Annotated in this window: 19 protein-coding genes; 12 read left to right on the plus strand and 7 right to left on the minus strand. The window is 60.2% G+C overall.

What is annotated here, in order from left to right; genetic code table 11:
• Positions 1 to 10 precede the first annotated feature (10 nt).
• The 3 genes from FHX09_RS14605 to FHX09_RS14615 are packed head-to-tail and all read left to right on the plus strand — an operon-like array spanning position 11 to position 2,154.
• Positions 11 to 277, plus strand: a complete 267-nt coding sequence (locus FHX09_RS14605; protein ID WP_132592521.1) for a DUF6460 domain-containing protein — start codon at positions 11 to 13, stop codon at positions 275 to 277.
• Position 278: 1 nt separating this feature from the next.
• A complete protein-coding gene (locus FHX09_RS14610) occupies positions 279 to 776 on the plus strand; it encodes a CAP domain-containing protein (protein ID WP_132592523.1) in 498 nt (165 codons plus the stop codon).
• Positions 777 to 807: 31 nt separating this feature from the next.
• Complete coding sequence (locus FHX09_RS14615) at positions 808 to 2,154, plus strand: MATE family efflux transporter (protein ID WP_184450269.1); 1,347 nt, start codon at positions 808 to 810, stop codon at positions 2,152 to 2,154.
• Here FHX09_RS14615 and FHX09_RS14620 read toward each other — a convergent pair.
• Together FHX09_RS14620 and FHX09_RS14625 are read right to left on the minus strand one after the other, a co-directional pair.
• Positions 2,130 to 3,218, minus strand: a complete 1,089-nt coding sequence (locus tag FHX09_RS14620) for a quinone-dependent dihydroorotate dehydrogenase (protein ID WP_007796286.1) — start codon at positions 3,216 to 3,218, stop codon at positions 2,130 to 2,132. The genes FHX09_RS14615 and FHX09_RS14620 overlap by 25 nt on opposite strands.
• Entirely contained in the window at positions 3,215 to 3,568 is a 354-nt protein-coding gene (locus tag FHX09_RS14625; RefSeq protein ID WP_132592527.1) for a DUF952 domain-containing protein, read from the minus strand. Before FHX09_RS14625 ends, FHX09_RS14620 begins: the two co-directional genes overlap by 4 nt.
• Positions 3,569 to 3,676: 108 nt before the next feature.
• On the opposite strand from FHX09_RS14625, the gene FHX09_RS14630 reads away from it, so the two are divergent.
• From FHX09_RS14630 to FHX09_RS14650, 5 genes are all read left to right on the plus strand, one after another.
• The gene (locus tag FHX09_RS14630) at positions 3,677 to 4,075 is read left to right on the plus strand and encodes a hypothetical protein (RefSeq protein WP_007796280.1); all 399 of its coding nucleotides are present in this window, start codon (positions 3,677 to 3,679) and stop codon (positions 4,073 to 4,075) included.
• 87 nt (positions 4,076 to 4,162) lie between these two features.
• Complete coding sequence (locus FHX09_RS14635; protein ID WP_184450271.1) at positions 4,163 to 4,810, plus strand: response regulator transcription factor; 648 nt, start codon at positions 4,163 to 4,165, stop codon at positions 4,808 to 4,810.
• 103 nt (positions 4,811 to 4,913) lie between these two features.
• Positions 4,914 to 5,579 (plus strand): helix-turn-helix transcriptional regulator, encoded by a 666-nt coding sequence (locus FHX09_RS14640; protein WP_007796274.1) that lies wholly within the window; start codon positions 4,914 to 4,916, stop codon positions 5,577 to 5,579.
• An 11-nt stretch (positions 5,580 to 5,590) separates the two neighbouring features.
• Complete coding sequence (locus tag FHX09_RS14645) at positions 5,591 to 6,328, plus strand: thermonuclease family protein (RefSeq protein WP_184450273.1); 738 nt, start codon at positions 5,591 to 5,593, stop codon at positions 6,326 to 6,328.
• A gap of 53 nt (positions 6,329 to 6,381) precedes the next feature.
• Entirely contained in the window at positions 6,382 to 6,795 is a 414-nt protein-coding gene (locus FHX09_RS14650) for a tellurite resistance TerB family protein (RefSeq protein ID WP_007796267.1), read from the plus strand.
• A gap of 93 nt (positions 6,796 to 6,888) precedes the next feature.
• On the opposite strand, the gene FHX09_RS14655 is transcribed toward FHX09_RS14650, so the two are convergent.
• Both FHX09_RS14655 and FHX09_RS14660 read right to left on the minus strand, forming a co-directional pair.
• Complete coding sequence (locus tag FHX09_RS14655; RefSeq protein WP_132592531.1) at positions 6,889 to 7,764, minus strand: transporter substrate-binding domain-containing protein; 876 nt, start codon at positions 7,762 to 7,764, stop codon at positions 6,889 to 6,891.
• Between the two features lie 297 nt (positions 7,765 to 8,061).
• Positions 8,062 to 8,370, minus strand: coding sequence for a hypothetical protein (locus FHX09_RS14660; RefSeq protein WP_132592533.1), 309 nt, complete (start codon positions 8,368 to 8,370; stop codon positions 8,062 to 8,064).
• Positions 8,371 to 8,475: 105 nt separating this feature from the next.
• Between FHX09_RS14660 and FHX09_RS14665 the strand changes: the two genes are divergently transcribed.
• Together FHX09_RS14665 and FHX09_RS14670 are read left to right on the plus strand one after the other, a co-directional pair.
• Positions 8,476 to 8,718 carry a hypothetical protein gene (locus FHX09_RS14665; RefSeq protein ID WP_184450275.1) on the plus strand — a complete coding sequence of 81 codons (243 nt, stop codon included), beginning with the start codon at positions 8,476 to 8,478 and terminating at the stop codon, positions 8,716 to 8,718.
• Positions 8,719 to 8,953: 235 nt separating this feature from the next.
• On the plus strand, positions 8,954 to 10,966 hold the full coding sequence (locus tag FHX09_RS14670; protein ID WP_183718807.1) for a methyl-accepting chemotaxis protein: 2,013 nt from the start codon (positions 8,954 to 8,956) through the stop codon (positions 10,964 to 10,966).
• A gap of 138 nt (positions 10,967 to 11,104) precedes the next feature.
• Here the strand turns inward: FHX09_RS14670 and FHX09_RS14675 are convergent, their stop codons facing one another.
• On the minus strand, positions 11,105 to 11,290 hold the full coding sequence (locus tag FHX09_RS14675; protein WP_007796256.1) for a hypothetical protein: 186 nt from the start codon (positions 11,288 to 11,290) through the stop codon (positions 11,105 to 11,107).
• Positions 11,291 to 11,572: 282 nt separating this feature from the next.
• Between FHX09_RS14675 and FHX09_RS14680 the strand changes: the two genes are divergently transcribed.
• Complete coding sequence (locus FHX09_RS14680; protein WP_183718805.1) at positions 11,573 to 12,418, plus strand: glycosyltransferase family 2 protein; 846 nt, start codon at positions 11,573 to 11,575, stop codon at positions 12,416 to 12,418.
• An 18-nt stretch (positions 12,419 to 12,436) separates the two neighbouring features.
• The gene (locus tag FHX09_RS14685) at positions 12,437 to 13,462 is read left to right on the plus strand and encodes a glycosyltransferase family 2 protein (RefSeq protein WP_184450277.1); all 1,026 of its coding nucleotides are present in this window, start codon (positions 12,437 to 12,439) and stop codon (positions 13,460 to 13,462) included.
• 43 nt (positions 13,463 to 13,505) lie between these two features.
• Here the strand turns inward: FHX09_RS14685 and FHX09_RS14690 are convergent, their stop codons facing one another.
• Together FHX09_RS14690 and FHX09_RS14695 are read right to left on the minus strand one after the other, a co-directional pair.
• Positions 13,506 to 13,661: a CsbD family protein gene (locus FHX09_RS14690; RefSeq protein ID WP_183718801.1), complete on the minus strand. Its 156-nt coding sequence runs from the start codon at positions 13,659 to 13,661 to the stop codon at positions 13,506 to 13,508.
• A gap of 66 nt (positions 13,662 to 13,727) precedes the next feature.
• Positions 13,728 to 14,519 (minus strand): putative nucleotide-diphospho-sugar transferase, encoded by a 792-nt coding sequence (locus FHX09_RS14695; RefSeq protein ID WP_132592540.1) that lies wholly within the window; start codon positions 14,517 to 14,519, stop codon positions 13,728 to 13,730.
• Between the last annotated feature and the right edge of the window lie 318 nt (positions 14,520 to 14,837).

The following is a 14,837-nucleotide window of genomic DNA, read 5'->3' on the forward strand; positions in this document are numbered from 1 at the left end:
GAGATGGCGCATGTCCGATCAGGTGAACAAGTTTCTCGGCGATTCCGTCGGCCGTACATTGGTCAAGCTTTTGGTCGTATCGCTGATCGTCGGCTTCATCATGGCCGTGTTCGGCTGGGCGCCGCTCGACTTCATCTATGGCTTGCGCAATTTCGTTCTGGAAGTCTGGCATCGCGGCTTCTCCGCTCTTGGACGCGTTGGCGACTATCTGCTGCTCGGCGCAACAGTTGTAATTCCCGTCTTCCTTCTCATCCGTCTCTTCAGCTATCGGCGGTAACATGACCTCTCTCATTCTCTCACGGCGCGGCCTGCTGCACATGTCCGGCCTCGTATTGGTTGCCGGTGTTGCGAGCTGTACCACCGCGCCCCAGCTATCCTCCAACCCATCAGACGGCCAGGACGAGACGGCGGACGCATTGCCGCTCGTCAACCAGTTGCGCGCCAAGAGCGGCTTGCCGCCGCTTTCGGCAGATTCCGCGGCTAAGGATGCGGCGATGTTTCAGGCAAAGCGCATGGCGTCTGCCGGCAGGATGAAACACGTGATGGGCATCGGCGACGGCTTCGCACCGCGCGTCAAGGCAAGCGGCGTGCAGATGCCGGCCGCGGAAAACATCGCAGCCGGGCAGCAATCGGTGCCATCAGTCGTAACCGCCTGGATCAACTCTCCGCACCACTTGGAAAACATGCTCGGTCGCTATAATGGCTTGGGCGTTGCAGTGGCGCACAATTCCGCTTCCAGAAACGTCCCCTACTGGGCCATGGTGCTTTCCGGCTGAGGCGATTCTGCCTCGCCTCTCAGAGGCAGACATGGATACGCACGGTCACGAGAACAGGCTGGCATTCGACGTGACGCACCGGCTGGTGCTGTCGATCGCGATCCCAATGACGCTCGGCTTCATCACCACGCCGCTGCTCGGCCTCGTCGGCACCGGCGTCGTTGGGCACATGGGCCAGCCGGACGCTCTGGCGGGGCTGGCGATCGGCGCCATGCTCTTCGACCTGATTCTCGGCAGCTTCAACTTTCTGCGTGCCTCTACTACCGGTCTGACGGCGCAGGCCTTCGGCAGGCGTGACCGGCATGCTCAACAAGGCGTTTTCTGGCGAGCGCTGATCTCGGCGCTCGGCTGCGGCGTGGGGCTTCTCTGTCTTTCGCCGCTGCTTCTCGCAGCCGGGCTGAAACTGATGGGACCGGAGAGCGCCGTCGCCGCCGCGACAAGCACCTATTTCTCCATCCGCATCCTTGCCGGGCCGGCGGCACTCGCCAATTATGCGATCCTCGGCTTCGTGCTCGGCCGCGGCCAGGGCAGCGTCGGTCTTCTGCTGCAGACCATCATCAACGGCATCAACATCGTGCTGGCGATCTTCCTTGGTCTCTGGCTCGACTGGGGCGTGGCGGGCGTCGCCTGGGGCACGATGGTCGGCGAGACGGCCGGTGCCGTCGTGGGCCTGTTGATCGTCCTCAGCGGCTTGGATCGCACGGACCGGCCGACGCGTGCGGAAATCTTCTCGCGGCAACGGTTGGCCGAACTCTTCGCGCTGAACCGCGACATCCTGATCCGCACTTTTGTGCTGCTTGCCGCTTTCACTGTCATGACAAGGATCGGCACGAGCTTCGGGGCGGTGACGCTTGCTGCCAACGCCGTACTCATGAACTTCTTTTTGCTCTCCGGATACTATCTCGACGGGCTTGCCAACGCGGCCGAACAGATCACCGGGCGAGCGATCGGCGCGCGCTACCGGCCGGCCTTCGACCGCGGCCTGAAGCTGACGGCGCTCTGGTCCTTCGGGCTTGCCGGTATAATCTCGGTGTTCTTCCTGCTGGCCGGTCCCTGGCTGATCTCCGTGCTGACCACATCGCCGGAGGTGCAGCAGGCGGCCGAAACCTACCTGCCCTGGGCCGCTGTCACCGGGCTCACCGGTGCGCTGGCCTTCCTGATGGATGGCGTGTTCATCGGCGCCACATGGTCGACCGACATGCGCAACCGGATGCTGATGTCGTTTGCCGGCTATCTCATGGCCCTGGCTGTCTTCGTGCCGCTGTTTAGCAACCACGGCCTATGGCTGGCGATGAACGGCTTCCTGCTGTTTCGCGGTGTCTTCCTGGCGATGCTCGTCCGGCCCCGGGCCGATCAAACGTTCCGCGCCGCCCAGTAATCCGTCCTCGCATCCCTGAGATCGCGGATCGATCTCACCTGCTCGCGATCGAGCAGTTTCGAGAGACCGCGAACGATGGTGCCCGGCAGGCCCGGCCCTTCGTAAACCATGCAGGAATAGAGCTGCACGAGATCGGCACCGGCCTTGATCTTTTCGAGCGCCGTTTCGGCCGATGAGACGCCGCCGACGCCGATGATCGGCAGAGCCGGGCCGACGCGCTTGCGCATCTTTGCCAGAACGACGGTCGATTTGTCGAACAGCGGCTTGCCGGAAAGCCCACCTGCTTCCTTCGCCTGACGCTGATCCCTAAGGCCGTCGCGGGAAAGCGTGGTGTTCGAAACGATCAGACCGTCCAGCGCGTGCGACAGCGCCTCTGTGGCGATGTCGTCCAGGCCCTCGGCCGTAAGGTCGGGAGCAATCTTCAGGAAGACCGGGATCTTTCTGCCTGCCTTTTCTGCTTCGGCATCGCGGGCGGCAAGCACCGCCGACAGCAGCGCGGCAAGGCTTTCGCGCGCCTGCAGATCGCGCAGGCCCGGCGTGTTCGGCGAGGAAATGTTGGCGGTAAAATAGCGCGCAACAGAATAGAAACGGCGGATACCGAGGACATAGTCGCCGATGCGGTCCTCGCTGTCCTTGTTGGCGCCTATGTTGACGCCGATCATACCGTTGCCGCGGATGGCCGACAGGCGCGCGAAGGCTGCGTCGTGGCCTTCGTTGTTGAAGCCGAGGCGATTGATGACTGCTTCATCCTCGACCAGCCGGAAGATGCGCGGGCGCGGATTGCCGGGCTGTGGCTTCGGCGTCACGGTGCCGATCTCGGTAAAGCCGAAGCCGATCTTCAGCAGCGCTTCCGGCACCTCGGCATTCTTGTCATAGCCGGCGGCCATACCAATCGGGTTGGCGAAATCCAGCCCGGCAACGCTCTGGCGCAGGCGCGGATCGGGGGCGATCCGGCAGGCTGGAACGGCACCTGCCTTCAACGCGGCAATTGACATGCCGTGCGCGGTCTCCGGATCCAAAAGGAAGAGACCCTTGCGGGCTGCTTGCTTGAAGAGATCGATCATGGCTGAAGGTCCGGAAAGATATGCTGGCCGGCGGCATCGAGCGGCAGCGGCTTTTCCCATAGAACGGCTGAGAGCGGCAGATCTGCATAGAGATGCGGGAAGAGATCGCCGCCGCGTGAAGGTTCGAAAACGAGCTTGTCGCCCAACTCTCTGCCATCGACGGCCACGAGCAGAAGTCCCGTCTGGCCGACGAAATAGAGTGCCGCCGTCTGCCTGACCTGGGCGGCCGTCGAGAAGTGGATATAGCCGTCCGTGAGGTCGATCGCGGCGCCCCGGAAGATGCCGGCTGCCCTCGCCTCCTGCCAGAGCGTTTCCGTCACGATCTTGTAAAGCGTGGGTGTCAGGGTCATGATGGCCTCAGATTGGCTGGTCTTTCCCGGGCTTTGCCGCAAAGCGACGGCGATGTCCACGCCTCGCCGTAAAAAATGCGGCGGCCACCGAAATTTCCGGAGGAAACCATGAGACATATCGCACTCGGCCTTTTCGCGCTTCTTCTGCCGCTCGGCGTCCACGCGACCGAAGCCGAAACGTCCCGCTTCCAACTGGAGCGCAGCGGCGAGCACTTCGTACGCCTCGACCGACAGACCGGCGCCATGTCACTCTGCGAGGAGAAGGACGGCACTCTCGTCTGCCGAATGGCTGCCGATGAGCGCGCCGCTTATGAACAGGAGCTTGACCGGCTTTCGGCCCGCGTCACGGCGCTGGAGAACAAAAGCATCGTCAATAAGGCCCTGCCCTCAGACGCGGAAATCGACCGCTCGATCGGCATCATGGAGCGCTGGATGCGCAGCTTCATGGGGATAGTCAAGGAATTCCAAAGCGAAGAGGAGCGTAACGCCCTTCCGCAAAAGACATGATTTGGTATAGTCATATCAGAATGGCGGCATGTATCGTGGGAGCACGAGGCATGACGCGGCGATCGATCTCTTGGGAGGGAGCCATCGATGCAGGAACAAACAATCATCATCGCCGACGACCATCCGCTTTTCCGGGATGCGCTTCGCCAGGCGGTGATCGGCATGGAAGGCCATCCTGAGATCGTCGAAGCCGGCGATTTTGCCGCTGCACGGATAGCCGCTGGGAAGCACCCTGAAGCGGACCTGATGCTGCTCGATCTGTCGATGCCTGGCGTCAGCGGCTTCTCCGGCCTGATGGCGCTGCGCTCCGAATTTGCCGGACTGCCGATCGTCATCATCTCCGCAACCGACGACACGACCACGATCCGCCGCGCACTGGAACTCGGCGCATCCGGTTTCATCTCCAAATCCTCGGGGATCGAGGACATTCGCCGCGGCATCCAGACCGTTCTCGCCGGCGATATCGCCACACCGGAGAGCTACGGTGACGGGCAGGAACAGGACCCTGACGTCGCCGACCTGATCCACCGGTTGCATACGCTGACACCGCAACAGAGCCGCGTGCTGACGATGCTGGCGGAAGGCCTCCTCAACAAGCAGATCGCCTATGAGCTCGGCGTTTCGGAGGCGACGATCAAGGCGCATGTCTCGGCCATCCTGCTCAAGCTCAATGTTGATAGCCGCACGCAAGCGGTGATCCAACTCGGCAAGATCAACATGGCCATGGTCGCCTGAGACCGAGACAGGATTTTATTCCTTTCTTCTCTTTACTCCCGCTGGGCTTGCGGTTAATATTTTGCCGTTGAAGGATGGCGCACGCGCTCAGGAATCAGGCGACATGCTGTCACACGAGCAGATCTGGGGAGCGATCGACAGGCTTGCCGAACGGCATGACCTGACCCCATCGGGCCTTGCCCGACGCGCGGGGCTCGATCCGACCTCCTTCAACAAGTCCAAGCGACTGTCTGCCGATGGGCGATTGCGCTGGCCGTCGACGGAATCGATTGCCAAGGTGCTGGATGCAACGGGCGCCAGCATGGAGCAATTTCTGACCTTCATGCGCCCGACAGGCAGCTTTTCCAGCCTTCCGGATGGCACCTTCCCGCCGCAGGGCAGCTCGATCCCGCTGCTCGGCTTTGCGCAGGCAGGCGCCGGCGGCTTCTTCGATGACGGCGGCTTTCCGGCCGGGCAAGGCTGGGACGTCGTGGAGTTTCCCGCGGCACCATCCCAGAAAGCAGGCGTCTATGCGCTTGAAGTCCAGGGCGAAAGCATGATGCCGCTCTACCGCGACGGCGACGTGCTGATCGTCGAGCCGGGCGCGCAGGTTCGCCGCAACGACCGCGTCGTCGTCAAGACACGCGAGGGCGAAGTGATGGCCAAGTTGCTGTTGCGTCAGAGCCCTCGATCGATCGAATTGATGTCGCTCAACCCCGAGCATCCGAACCGGACGATCGAACTTTCCGATGTGGATTGGATCGCCCGCATCATCTGGGCCAGCCAGTAGGAAGATATTCCATGCCTCCCGCGGCAATTCTCACAGCTGTTGCAGGGATCGGAATTGTCGCGGGCCTGATCGCGGCCGGTGGACAGCGGCTCCGTACGGCCATTGATCCGGAGAAGACGGCCGCGCCGACGGCACTCACTGCGCCGCCCGCCGCCCCCGTTGCTCAATGGATCACAAATCCCGAAGCCAGCATGCATGCGCGGCCTGTCGACGACGCCAGCCAATTCTACCCAGCAGCCATCGACGGCAAGCCGCTTGAGCGCGTCGCGGCAGCGGAGCCAGAGCAACCGGCAAAAATTCCCGAAGACAAGGGCGTGAACCTCGTTCGCCCGGTCGCGGAAAGCGCCGGCGTCCTCGCGTTTGGCGACCGCCGCCTGCAGCTTGCCGACATCAATCCCACACCGGCGGACAAGACATGTACCGACAGCAAAGGCCGGGAGTGGCCATGCGGGATGCTGGCAAAAACCAATGTGCGGCTGTTTCTGCGCCTCAGAACTGTGCGCTGCGATCTCGACAGCGCCGAGTGGACCGGCACGGTCACCGCCGCCTGCAGGATCGGCACGCAGGACATTTCGCAGTGGCTCGTTGAAAATGGCTGGGCAGAGGCAGACAGCGGATCAGCGCTTGCCGACGCCGGCGAGACGGCAAGGCGGACAGGCAAAGGCATCTATGGAGATGACCCTCGCAGCATCGCGGAAACCGGCACACCTGAGAATCTGCCGTCCGATCCGCCGCCTGACGGCTTGTAATGTCGCCGTGCAGTTCCTAGACTCTGGGCTCGTTTCAGAGGGAACATCGAGATATGAACAAGCCGCTTTCCGCCCATGACGCATTGATCTACGTGATGGTGATGGCATCCGCCGTCGACAGCACAATGAACGATCGCGAGATGGAGCGCATCGGCCAACTGATCGGCTTCCTGCCGGTTTTTCGTGATTTCGATGACGAGAAGCTGATTTCTGTTGCGCGCGACTGCGCAGCGCTGCTGGCCGGGTCCGAGGGCCTCGACATCGTGCTCGAAACCGTCAAGGACACGCTGCCCTCGCGCCTCTACGACACAGCCTATGCGCTCGCGGTCGAAGTCGCCTCCGCCGATCTCTCGGTTAAGGCGGAAGAATTGCGCCTGCTCAGCCTGCTGCGTGACCGCCTCGGCCTTGACAAGCTGACTTGCGCCGCTATCGAGCGCAGCGCGATCGCGCGCTTTCGCAAGGGCTAACGCATGTCTCCCGAAAGTGGTAACCGGTTTCGGGATAAAGACATGCGCAAAAACAAAAACTAAAGCGCGGCGAATCTGAAAGAGCGCGGCGCGCTAGTACAAGCCGTACGGGAAATAGCGCAGATAGATTTCCTGCAGGCGGCCATTGCGCGATAACGCCGCAAGCGCGTGGTCCAGCGCTGCGGTCAGAACATCGTCTTTTTGACGCAGCATGATCGTCATGCCCTCGCCGAGAAACTGCTCGGAGAGATAGGGCCCGTCGAACAGAGCGCAGCACTTCGCCGAAGCCTGTGACGAAACCCAGAAGGAAAGCTGGAGAGAATCCGCGAAGGCGGCCTCCACCTTGCCGTCCTTCAGTGCCGCAAGAAGGGCGTCCTTGCTGTCGAAGGGTACGGCCTTCACCTTCGGGAAATAGGCCGCCAGCATGGCCTCGTGCGCAGTCGCCTTGACGATGCCGACTGAATGCTCGGTCAAAGCACTCGCATCTCCACCCTTGATGGGAGCCTTCAGATTTCGAACAAAGCGAGCGGGCAACATCAGATAAGGCCGCGAAAACGCGAATTGCCGCCGCAACTCTTCGCTGACCGCAATGCCCGCGATGACGGCATCGCCTTGCGAGGCGGCGAGCGCAGCATTCAAATCAACAAACGGCAGCGCCTGGATCTGGCATTTGCTTGCGATCTCCAGTTCGTTGCAGATCTCGCGGGCGAGATCGACGTTGAAACCGCCAAGCTTGCCATTCTGATCCGTAAAGTTGAACGGCGGAAAATCGATCGTCGTCAGGAACCGCAGCCGTACGAGCGACGAAAGATCCGGCTTTGCAAGCCGCTCCCTGGAATCGAAAAGCAGCGGCAAGTTTGGCGTCACCTGTTGGGCAAGCAACGAGAACGGGCAAAAAAACACAACCAGAGACAGCCAAAAGCTGCTTAGCCCCTTAAGATTTGGGGATGCCAGTTTAAATTGCACCATTATGATCGGCCTCGGGGACAAGCATGCACTGCCATTCTGGAAACGGTGTATCAGAGTCATGCGTATCGGGGAATATGTGCCGGGCGGGGTCGAAAGCCGCGCGCTCTTGGATGATCGTTCTATTCGCCGTGACGCGCCGCCAACAGCGCGCGGCCACGGATCCCTACCAGCAGGAAGCAGAGGTTTTGCTGCAACTCGGCAGCCGAAAGTCGCCCACGCAATGCAGGTCGTCCGTCACAATGGCACGAGCATCGAGCAGGAGCTCCTTGCAAGCGGCTCCATCGATACCGACAGCGACTATGCGTCGCTGGCGCGCGCTTCGCCTTCCGTTTCAGTTCCCTCATCAACGACGACAAGGCACTCGACAGCCAGCTCCTGCAGGCTCGCTGCGTCCGGCTGAACTACATCAGCAAGGGCATGCTGGCGATTGTGCCGGAGGCCCGAAACCACGCCGCGCGCTCGCAGGCGTTCGAGACGAAGCCAGGACTGGCCGACAGCATCATCGTCACGACACCCGTGGCTGGTGATGATGCGCGAGCCAGCGCGTCTCCTGCGCGAGATGGGTGCGGGTGGCTTCCTGATGTTCCAGTTGCTGATCGCAGGCATGCTGCTTTCCTCGCTCACCCATCCCTGGCTGATCATGCTTCTGGTCAAGAGCGCCGGCTATCTGGCGCTCGGCTTTCCACCGCCGGGCGCAATGAAGGCGCGCTCTTGCTCCTCGATCTTAGCAATATGGCAGCAAGCTACGGGCTCTTTCTGCTACATGGCAGGGTCGTGATGCTGCGTGAGGAAAAGCGCAACATCGGCTGGCTCTGGATCTATGTCCCACTCTATTGGCTGATGATATCAGTCGCAGCATGGCGTGCACTGCTCGAGCTGCCTAGAAAGTCTTTCTTCTGGGACAAGACGCCTCATGTCCCCGTCAGCACCAGTGAGAAGTTGCGCCGCGCTTAGTGTTACTCGTCCCTAAGCGGCAGGACCGATATTTTTCCGGGGACAGGCCGCAAGCGTTAGGAGCGCATTAAGCAATGTCCCATTCTATTCGCCGGGACGACGCCGGCTCGCGGGCCGATTGCATGATGCGCATGTCGAGCCTTTTGGGCATCCCGTATCCTGCAACATGCCCTGCCTCTCAAAATTCTTCCATAGCCGGCCTGCCATCGGCCGGATCAAGCGACTGGACATATCCATGCTGAAGAACCTCAAAATCCGGACGAAGATCATATCCGTCGTCGCGCTTCTCGGGGCGATCGCGCTCGGGGGCCTCGTTTACGTCATCACCGAATTCCGTGGCGCCGACGCCACCTACAGCGCCTTCATCGACCACGAGGCGCTGGCCGCCATGCTGGCATCACGCGCCAGCGCTTCGGCAAACGCAGCCGTGCTTCAGGTGACGCTGATCGCCGACCTCAAGCCGGACACGCCAGCCTTCGACACCGCAGTCGCAACGCCAAGCAAGATGCCGCAGGCGCGCGATCGCCTCGAACAAGCGGCAGCCTTGGTTCCGAGCCGCAAGCAAGCGATCGATGACATCCTAGTCGGCATTGGTGAGATGGAGGCGCTTTCCGGCAAGGTCGTCGACCTCGCCAAGGCAAAGGACAGCGCGGGCGCGCAGCTTGCGGCCAGCATGCTCAACGCCAAGCTGAACATGGTCACTCCGAAGATGATCGCCAACAATGATGCGCTGATGGCATTGCTGGACGATGGCGGCGACGCGCTGTCTGCTACTGTCAACCAGCGCATCACTCTCTGCTTCGCGCTGATCAGCCTCGCCATACTAGGCGCGCTCGGCCTTGCTGTATGGGTCGCTCAAGCGGGAATCACTGCCCCGATGGCCCGTCTGCGTGACCGGATGACACAGCTGGCGCGGGGTGATACGCAGAGCGCCGTAGACGGCCTCGATCGCCGCGACGAAGTCGGCCAGATGGCCGGCGCCGTTGCCGTCTTCCGCGACAACGCCGTCGAACGTATCCGGCTCGAGGGCGAGGCCGAAACGAATCGCAATCTCAGCGACAGCGAGCGCCGCGAACGGGAAGCGCAGCGCGCAACCGAGACCGCAGACCTCTCACGCGCTGTCGGCGCACTTGGCGACGGCTTGCGCCGGCTGGCCGCCGGCGACCTCGCATCACGGATCGATATGGCTTTCGTCGGCGACCTCGACACCCTCAGGCAAGACTTCAACAACTCTGTCCTGCGGCTGAACGACACCATGCAGACTGTCGGCGCCAACGCCCGCGCCATCACCGCTGGCGCCAGCGAAATCCGCGCCTCGGCAGACGAGCTTTCAAAGCGCACAGAGCAGCAGGCAGCTTCCGTCGAGGAGACGGCCGCCGCACTCGAGGAGATCACCACCACGGTGAAGGATGCCGCCAGACGCGCCGAGGAAGCACGCGGGCTCGTGGCACGCACGCGCGCGGGTGCCGAAAAGTCCGGTCAGGTCGTGCGCAAGGCAGTCAACGCCATGCAACAGATCGAGCAGTCCTCCGCGGAGATCGGCAACATCATCGGCGTCATTGACGACATCGCCTTCCAGACGAACCTTCTCGCACTTAACGCCGGGGTCGAAGCGGCCCGCGCCGGTGAAGCCGGCAAGGGCTTTGCCGTCGTTGCCCAGGAGGTGCGCGAACTCGCACAGCGCTCGGCCAACGCCGCCAGGGAGATCAAGTCGCTGATCACGACGTCGGGCGATCATGTCCAGACGGGCGTGTCGCTTGTCGGCGAAACCGGTAAGGCGCTCGATGCCATCGTTTATGAAGTCCAGGAGATCAACCAGCACGTCGACGCGATCGCGGAGGCGGCTCGCGAGCAATCGACCGGCTTGCACGAGATCAACACGGCCGTGAACACGATGGACCAGGGAACGCAGAAGAATGCGGCCATGGTGGAGGAAAGCACGGCTGCGAGCCACAAACTCGCGGCGGAAGCGGCGACGCTAAACAATCTGCTCGACCAGTTCAAGCTCACCGGCACCGGCGGCTTCAGCGCGACCGTTGCCGCGGCGCCGCTGCCGATCCATTCAGCGCCGCGCCCGGCCGCGCCGCCGATCGCAGCCAGAAAGGCGCCGGTCCGCATCGCCACTCCGGGTGTCACACGCGCCTCCAACTCGCCAGCCCGGGCACTTGGGCAAAAGCTTGCAAGCGCCTTCGGCACTGGCAGTGCGCCGTCCGGCGCGAGCGACGACCCCGACTGGACGGAATTCTGATCCAACCAAAATGATGAAAACACAAGGGCGGCTCATTGCCGCCCTTCTTCAATTATCGCTTCTGACTTCAAGCAGTAGGCCATGGCTTCACTCCAGGGCGCGCAAACGCGCGCCGAGCGGCCATTCAAAAAACAGAGCTCAGGCAAACCCGAGCGGGATCTGTTCTACCTTGCGGCCGCGACCATAATCGCGCTCATAGGATGCACGATCGTCATCGCGCGCCGACGTAAGGGCCACTTCCGGCGCATGGTAGCCATCCGCATAGGTGCCGGTATCGCCATTGTCCCGGATTTCGCGCTTTGCCGTGAAAATCTTCAAAAGCATGCTGCCTCCTGATCATGCCGACAACGACCAAGGGGTCGTCTGCGTTCCCGTGATATCGGAGAATAGTTAAAAATTAACTATGTTTATTAGAAAATTGTCAACTACGCAGTTTCCTTCGAGCCTACCTCTTAGGGACATCTCTCCTAGTGCTCCAGGCAAACAAGCAGGCTGCCGACGTGGGTCGTTGCATTTCCGCGGCAAGGGCGTAAATCAGCGGCAGTTTAAGACCCAGGAACCGGTCCCTCGCGGTGTCGGCGTCTTTTTTGTATCTGTCATGGTGTTATGCCGATGCATGCTAGAGTTATGGTGATGTTTCCAGTCTACAACGGTGCTACGACCCTGCGGGAGAGTTTGCAGTCCGTTGCGGATCAGGACTTCGGTGATTTCCGCGCCATGATCCTCAACAATTGCTCGACGGATGAGACATTACATGTGGCGCAGCGCTTCTGCGAGGAAGATGCGCGCTTTTCCGTCATATCAAACGCAACCCATCTGAGTGCCGAGGCCAATTTCGCCAAGGCCGTGAAGCTGGGCGCTGAAGCCGCAGAGTATTTTTGCCTTCGGGCCGCCGACGATCTTTCCTCTCGGGATTTCCTGGGAAAGCTGGTCGAGGCTCTCGACGCCGACGACGCAAAGTTGCTCGCCGCCTGCTCGACAAAGAGCTTCAACGCCAAAGGCTTCAAGCTGAAGAATCCAGCAGCCAACATATTCAGGTTTCAGGAGTCGTATGCAAAGGGTCGCGTACCACGCAACCTGACATTTCCGTCCGAGTGGATCTACGGCATGTTTAGATCGCGGTCAGTCGATATATTGATGGCGCGTTGGTACGAACTAGGCAATCCTTGGGGCTTCGCCTCCTACGTCCTGTCGGAATTTGTCGTTCGCGATCTGGTCGCCTATGTCCCTGGCCCCACCCTGGACTTCAGGGAAGGATCGGGTTCCGAGGAAAAGTATGGGGCGAAGGGGTTTCGTGATAGGCTTTCCCAACGACTGACATACACCCTTGGCTGCTACCGCCTGGTCGACAAACTGCCACCGGCGGGTCTTTTGACGAAAGCGAAGTTTTTCAGGATGTGCTGGAACGATGCACGGCGGAAAACGCGCTATAAGCTGCTTTGGATATTCTAGGAGTCCTGTGTCTTTCTCATGAACTACCCATTTCCCTCCGGCGCGCCGGATCTTGCGCGCTCCTTCCTCGATCGTCTCCGGACGGACTATGACACATTTCGGGTAACTCGCCGCGAGAGACGCAATCGAGCTGATGTGACCATCCAGCCGGTTCGCGAGGTCAAGTCGCTCACGTCAGCAGATGTGCCTCTTATTTTCGTCACGCATAACGATGTTGTTCTTCTCAACGCATTCATTCAACACTATCGCCAACTGGGCGTGACACGGTTCATCTGCGTTGACGACGTCTCGACTGACGGTACAAGAGAGGCTCTCTTGAATGAACCGGACGTTGATGTTTGGACCTCGCCCGTGAGATTTGGCCAAGCAAGGCGGGGCCGAAATTGGAGGGAAGGCCTGTTCTCCAAGTATGGCCTCGATCGGTGGTATGTGAACGTCGATTCCGATGAATTCCTCGTCTACGACGATTGTTTCAACCAACCATTACCAGCCCTTATCCGCATGCTGGAAGCGCAAAATCTCAAGCGGATGGCGGCGCCGATGTTGGATATGTATCCCAAGCTGAGTGAAGTCGGCGCGAAGTCTACGTCCATCGACAAGCCGTGGCGGTTCTCGCGCTACTTCGATGGCGACAGTTATGTTTCAACGCTCAAAAAGCGAGGCGTCAGTGTCAGGGGCGGGCCGCGGGGACGGAAGTTCGGAGAGGGCAACGAACTTATCAAGTATCCCTTGATCTTCTGGGACCGAACATGCCTCTTCGGAAGCAGCCTCCACCAGCCGTTACCTTATGGGCGCAACTTCCCGTCTGTCTGGGGCGTTATTTTGCATTTCAAGTTCTTCACCAATTACAAGACAAAGATCACCGAGGCGGCTGAGGGAAAACAGCACTACAACTCTTCCGAACACTACCAGAAGATGATGGATGTGCTTCATCGCGAAGGGGAAATAGATTTCAGCTACGATCAGTCAATTCGCTATGAAGGGCCACAGCAACTGATCGATCACGGCTTCATGACGAAGATCGACTTTCCACAGGGACGCTAGCTGTGTGAAGCCCGGAGTAGCTGTCTCTCCGGGCTTGCTCTCGTCAATGCCAGGTTTGATGGCCGGTACCAATCGTCGATATCACGCCGCGCGCGATGCCGCAGCGCTCCTGGATTTTGCCCTCCAACTGATCGTGCTTCCCGGCAATCTGATCAAGATCATCGTCGGTGAGTTTGCCCCACTGCTCCCGCAGCGACACATGCGCTACGACGAACGGAACGACGCTCCTCCCCGAGCCACTCGCTTTATGTAGCGAGGATCGGCGCTATAGCTTCGGCCGTTCGTTGACTTTTGAATCCATCAAAGGCGCGAGGATCGTTTCGATCGTTGCGATGCGTTCCTTGCGCCGCTCGAGCCTTTTGTTGCGGCCCCTCTTCTCGTGGGCCGTGGCCTGCCGGCTTGCCTGCAGTTGCTCGATATAAACGGCATCGGCCTTTGTGTTTGAAAGCCGGTCGAAGATCCAACAAAACGAAGAGGGAAGCTCGCCGACCTGATATTGCGGGCTGTCGGTTGCGCGATCGTCATCAAGAATTTCTTGGAGGACAACTTGATCCCATATGTCGGGATCCTGGTCGCACCGTTCTTTCCACACTTCCAACAGGCGCAGCGTCGCCGGAGTGTCATGCAGCAGGATGGTTGCTGAAATCAACCGGTCCGCTTCTCGATAGACCGCTAGATCGCAGTTGTAGGTCGCCAAAGCCGGCCAAGGATCTCGGTGAAACACTGCGTCCACGTCTACATAAAGCAATGGGCCGCGATGGTTCCTACGCGCCTCGAGGAGAAAGGTGGGCTTCAGCGCTGCGTTGCGGACCCAACTGCCGGTACTGTCCACCGCAGTTGTGTGAACGGGCAACCCAAGGCGTTGGGCGGATGCTACCATCCGTGCGGCCTCATGCTCATAGAACGAATTTGACGTATAGAAGCCGACAATTTCCCCATGCATGGCCGGGGATATAATGATCTGCGAATCGATCGGGAACGGTACAATATGATCACGATACTTGGATTTGGACGCGCTAAATAAATCGATGAATCGATAAAGTAAATTGGAACTCATTTTTGTGGGGATCCATTAAACTTGGAGGAGGGCCTGCAAATGCCCGGCTACCTTGATCGCGCGATGCTCGCAAGGCAAATTTTCTTGATCAAAAGAACCCCGCAACCATTGTGAGGGCTATGTAACGCCTTTGCCACGCAGTGTCTTTTCCTGGAGCAATCAACCAGACAGCACCTGCCAGCTCTCCCGCAAGTGAAGGACTGGTTGACCCCGCGGCAACCTTGCCACCCATTCGACGACGAAGATGGACTGTTCCCTTCTAGGACCTCAGTCCGAGGATACAAGGACTTTGGTCCTAAACAATGGAACGACAGGAAC

Source organism: Rhizobium sp. BK538, assembly GCF_014197575.1.
Classification (GTDB): domain Bacteria; phylum Pseudomonadota; class Alphaproteobacteria; order Rhizobiales; family Rhizobiaceae; genus Rhizobium.

What these genes read in the sequence shown, in the direction of transcription:
- FHX09_RS14605 (WP_132592521.1), top strand. Translation starts at nt 11, where the DNA reads ATGTCCGATCAGGTGAACAAGTTTCTCGGCGATTCCGTCGGCCGTACA.
- FHX09_RS14610 (WP_132592523.1), top strand. Translation starts at nt 279, where the DNA reads ATGACCTCTCTCATTCTCTCACGGCGCGGCCTGCTGCACATGTCCGGC.
- FHX09_RS14615 (WP_184450269.1), top strand. Translation starts at nt 808, where the DNA reads ATGGATACGCACGGTCACGAGAACAGGCTGGCATTCGACGTGACGCAC.
- FHX09_RS14620 (WP_007796286.1), bottom strand. Translation starts at nt 3,218, where the DNA reads ATGATCGATCTCTTCAAGCAAGCAGCCCGCAAGGGTCTCTTCCTTTTG.
- FHX09_RS14625 (WP_132592527.1), bottom strand. Translation starts at nt 3,568, where the DNA reads ATGACCCTGACACCCACGCTTTACAAGATCGTGACGGAAACGCTCTGG.
- FHX09_RS14630 (WP_007796280.1), top strand. Translation starts at nt 3,677, where the DNA reads ATGAGACATATCGCACTCGGCCTTTTCGCGCTTCTTCTGCCGCTCGGC.
- FHX09_RS14635 (WP_184450271.1), top strand. Translation starts at nt 4,163, where the DNA reads ATGCAGGAACAAACAATCATCATCGCCGACGACCATCCGCTTTTCCGG.
- FHX09_RS14640 (WP_007796274.1), top strand. Translation starts at nt 4,914, where the DNA reads ATGCTGTCACACGAGCAGATCTGGGGAGCGATCGACAGGCTTGCCGAA.
- FHX09_RS14645 (WP_184450273.1), top strand. Translation starts at nt 5,591, where the DNA reads ATGCCTCCCGCGGCAATTCTCACAGCTGTTGCAGGGATCGGAATTGTC.
- FHX09_RS14650 (WP_007796267.1), top strand. Translation starts at nt 6,382, where the DNA reads ATGAACAAGCCGCTTTCCGCCCATGACGCATTGATCTACGTGATGGTG.
- FHX09_RS14655 (WP_132592531.1), bottom strand. Translation starts at nt 7,764, where the DNA reads ATGGTGCAATTTAAACTGGCATCCCCAAATCTTAAGGGGCTAAGCAGC.
- FHX09_RS14660 (WP_132592533.1), bottom strand. Translation starts at nt 8,370, where the DNA reads ATGCCTGCGATCAGCAACTGGAACATCAGGAAGCCACCCGCACCCATC.
- FHX09_RS14670 (WP_183718807.1), top strand. Translation starts at nt 8,954, where the DNA reads ATGCTGAAGAACCTCAAAATCCGGACGAAGATCATATCCGTCGTCGCG.
- FHX09_RS14675 (WP_007796256.1), bottom strand. Translation starts at nt 11,290, where the DNA reads ATGCTTTTGAAGATTTTCACGGCAAAGCGCGAAATCCGGGACAATGGC.
- FHX09_RS14680 (WP_183718805.1), top strand. Translation starts at nt 11,573, where the DNA reads ATGCCGATGCATGCTAGAGTTATGGTGATGTTTCCAGTCTACAACGGT.
- FHX09_RS14685 (WP_184450277.1), top strand. Translation starts at nt 12,437, where the DNA reads ATGAACTACCCATTTCCCTCCGGCGCGCCGGATCTTGCGCGCTCCTTC.
- FHX09_RS14695 (WP_132592540.1), bottom strand. Translation starts at nt 14,519, where the DNA reads ATGAGTTCCAATTTACTTTATCGATTCATCGATTTATTTAGCGCGTCC.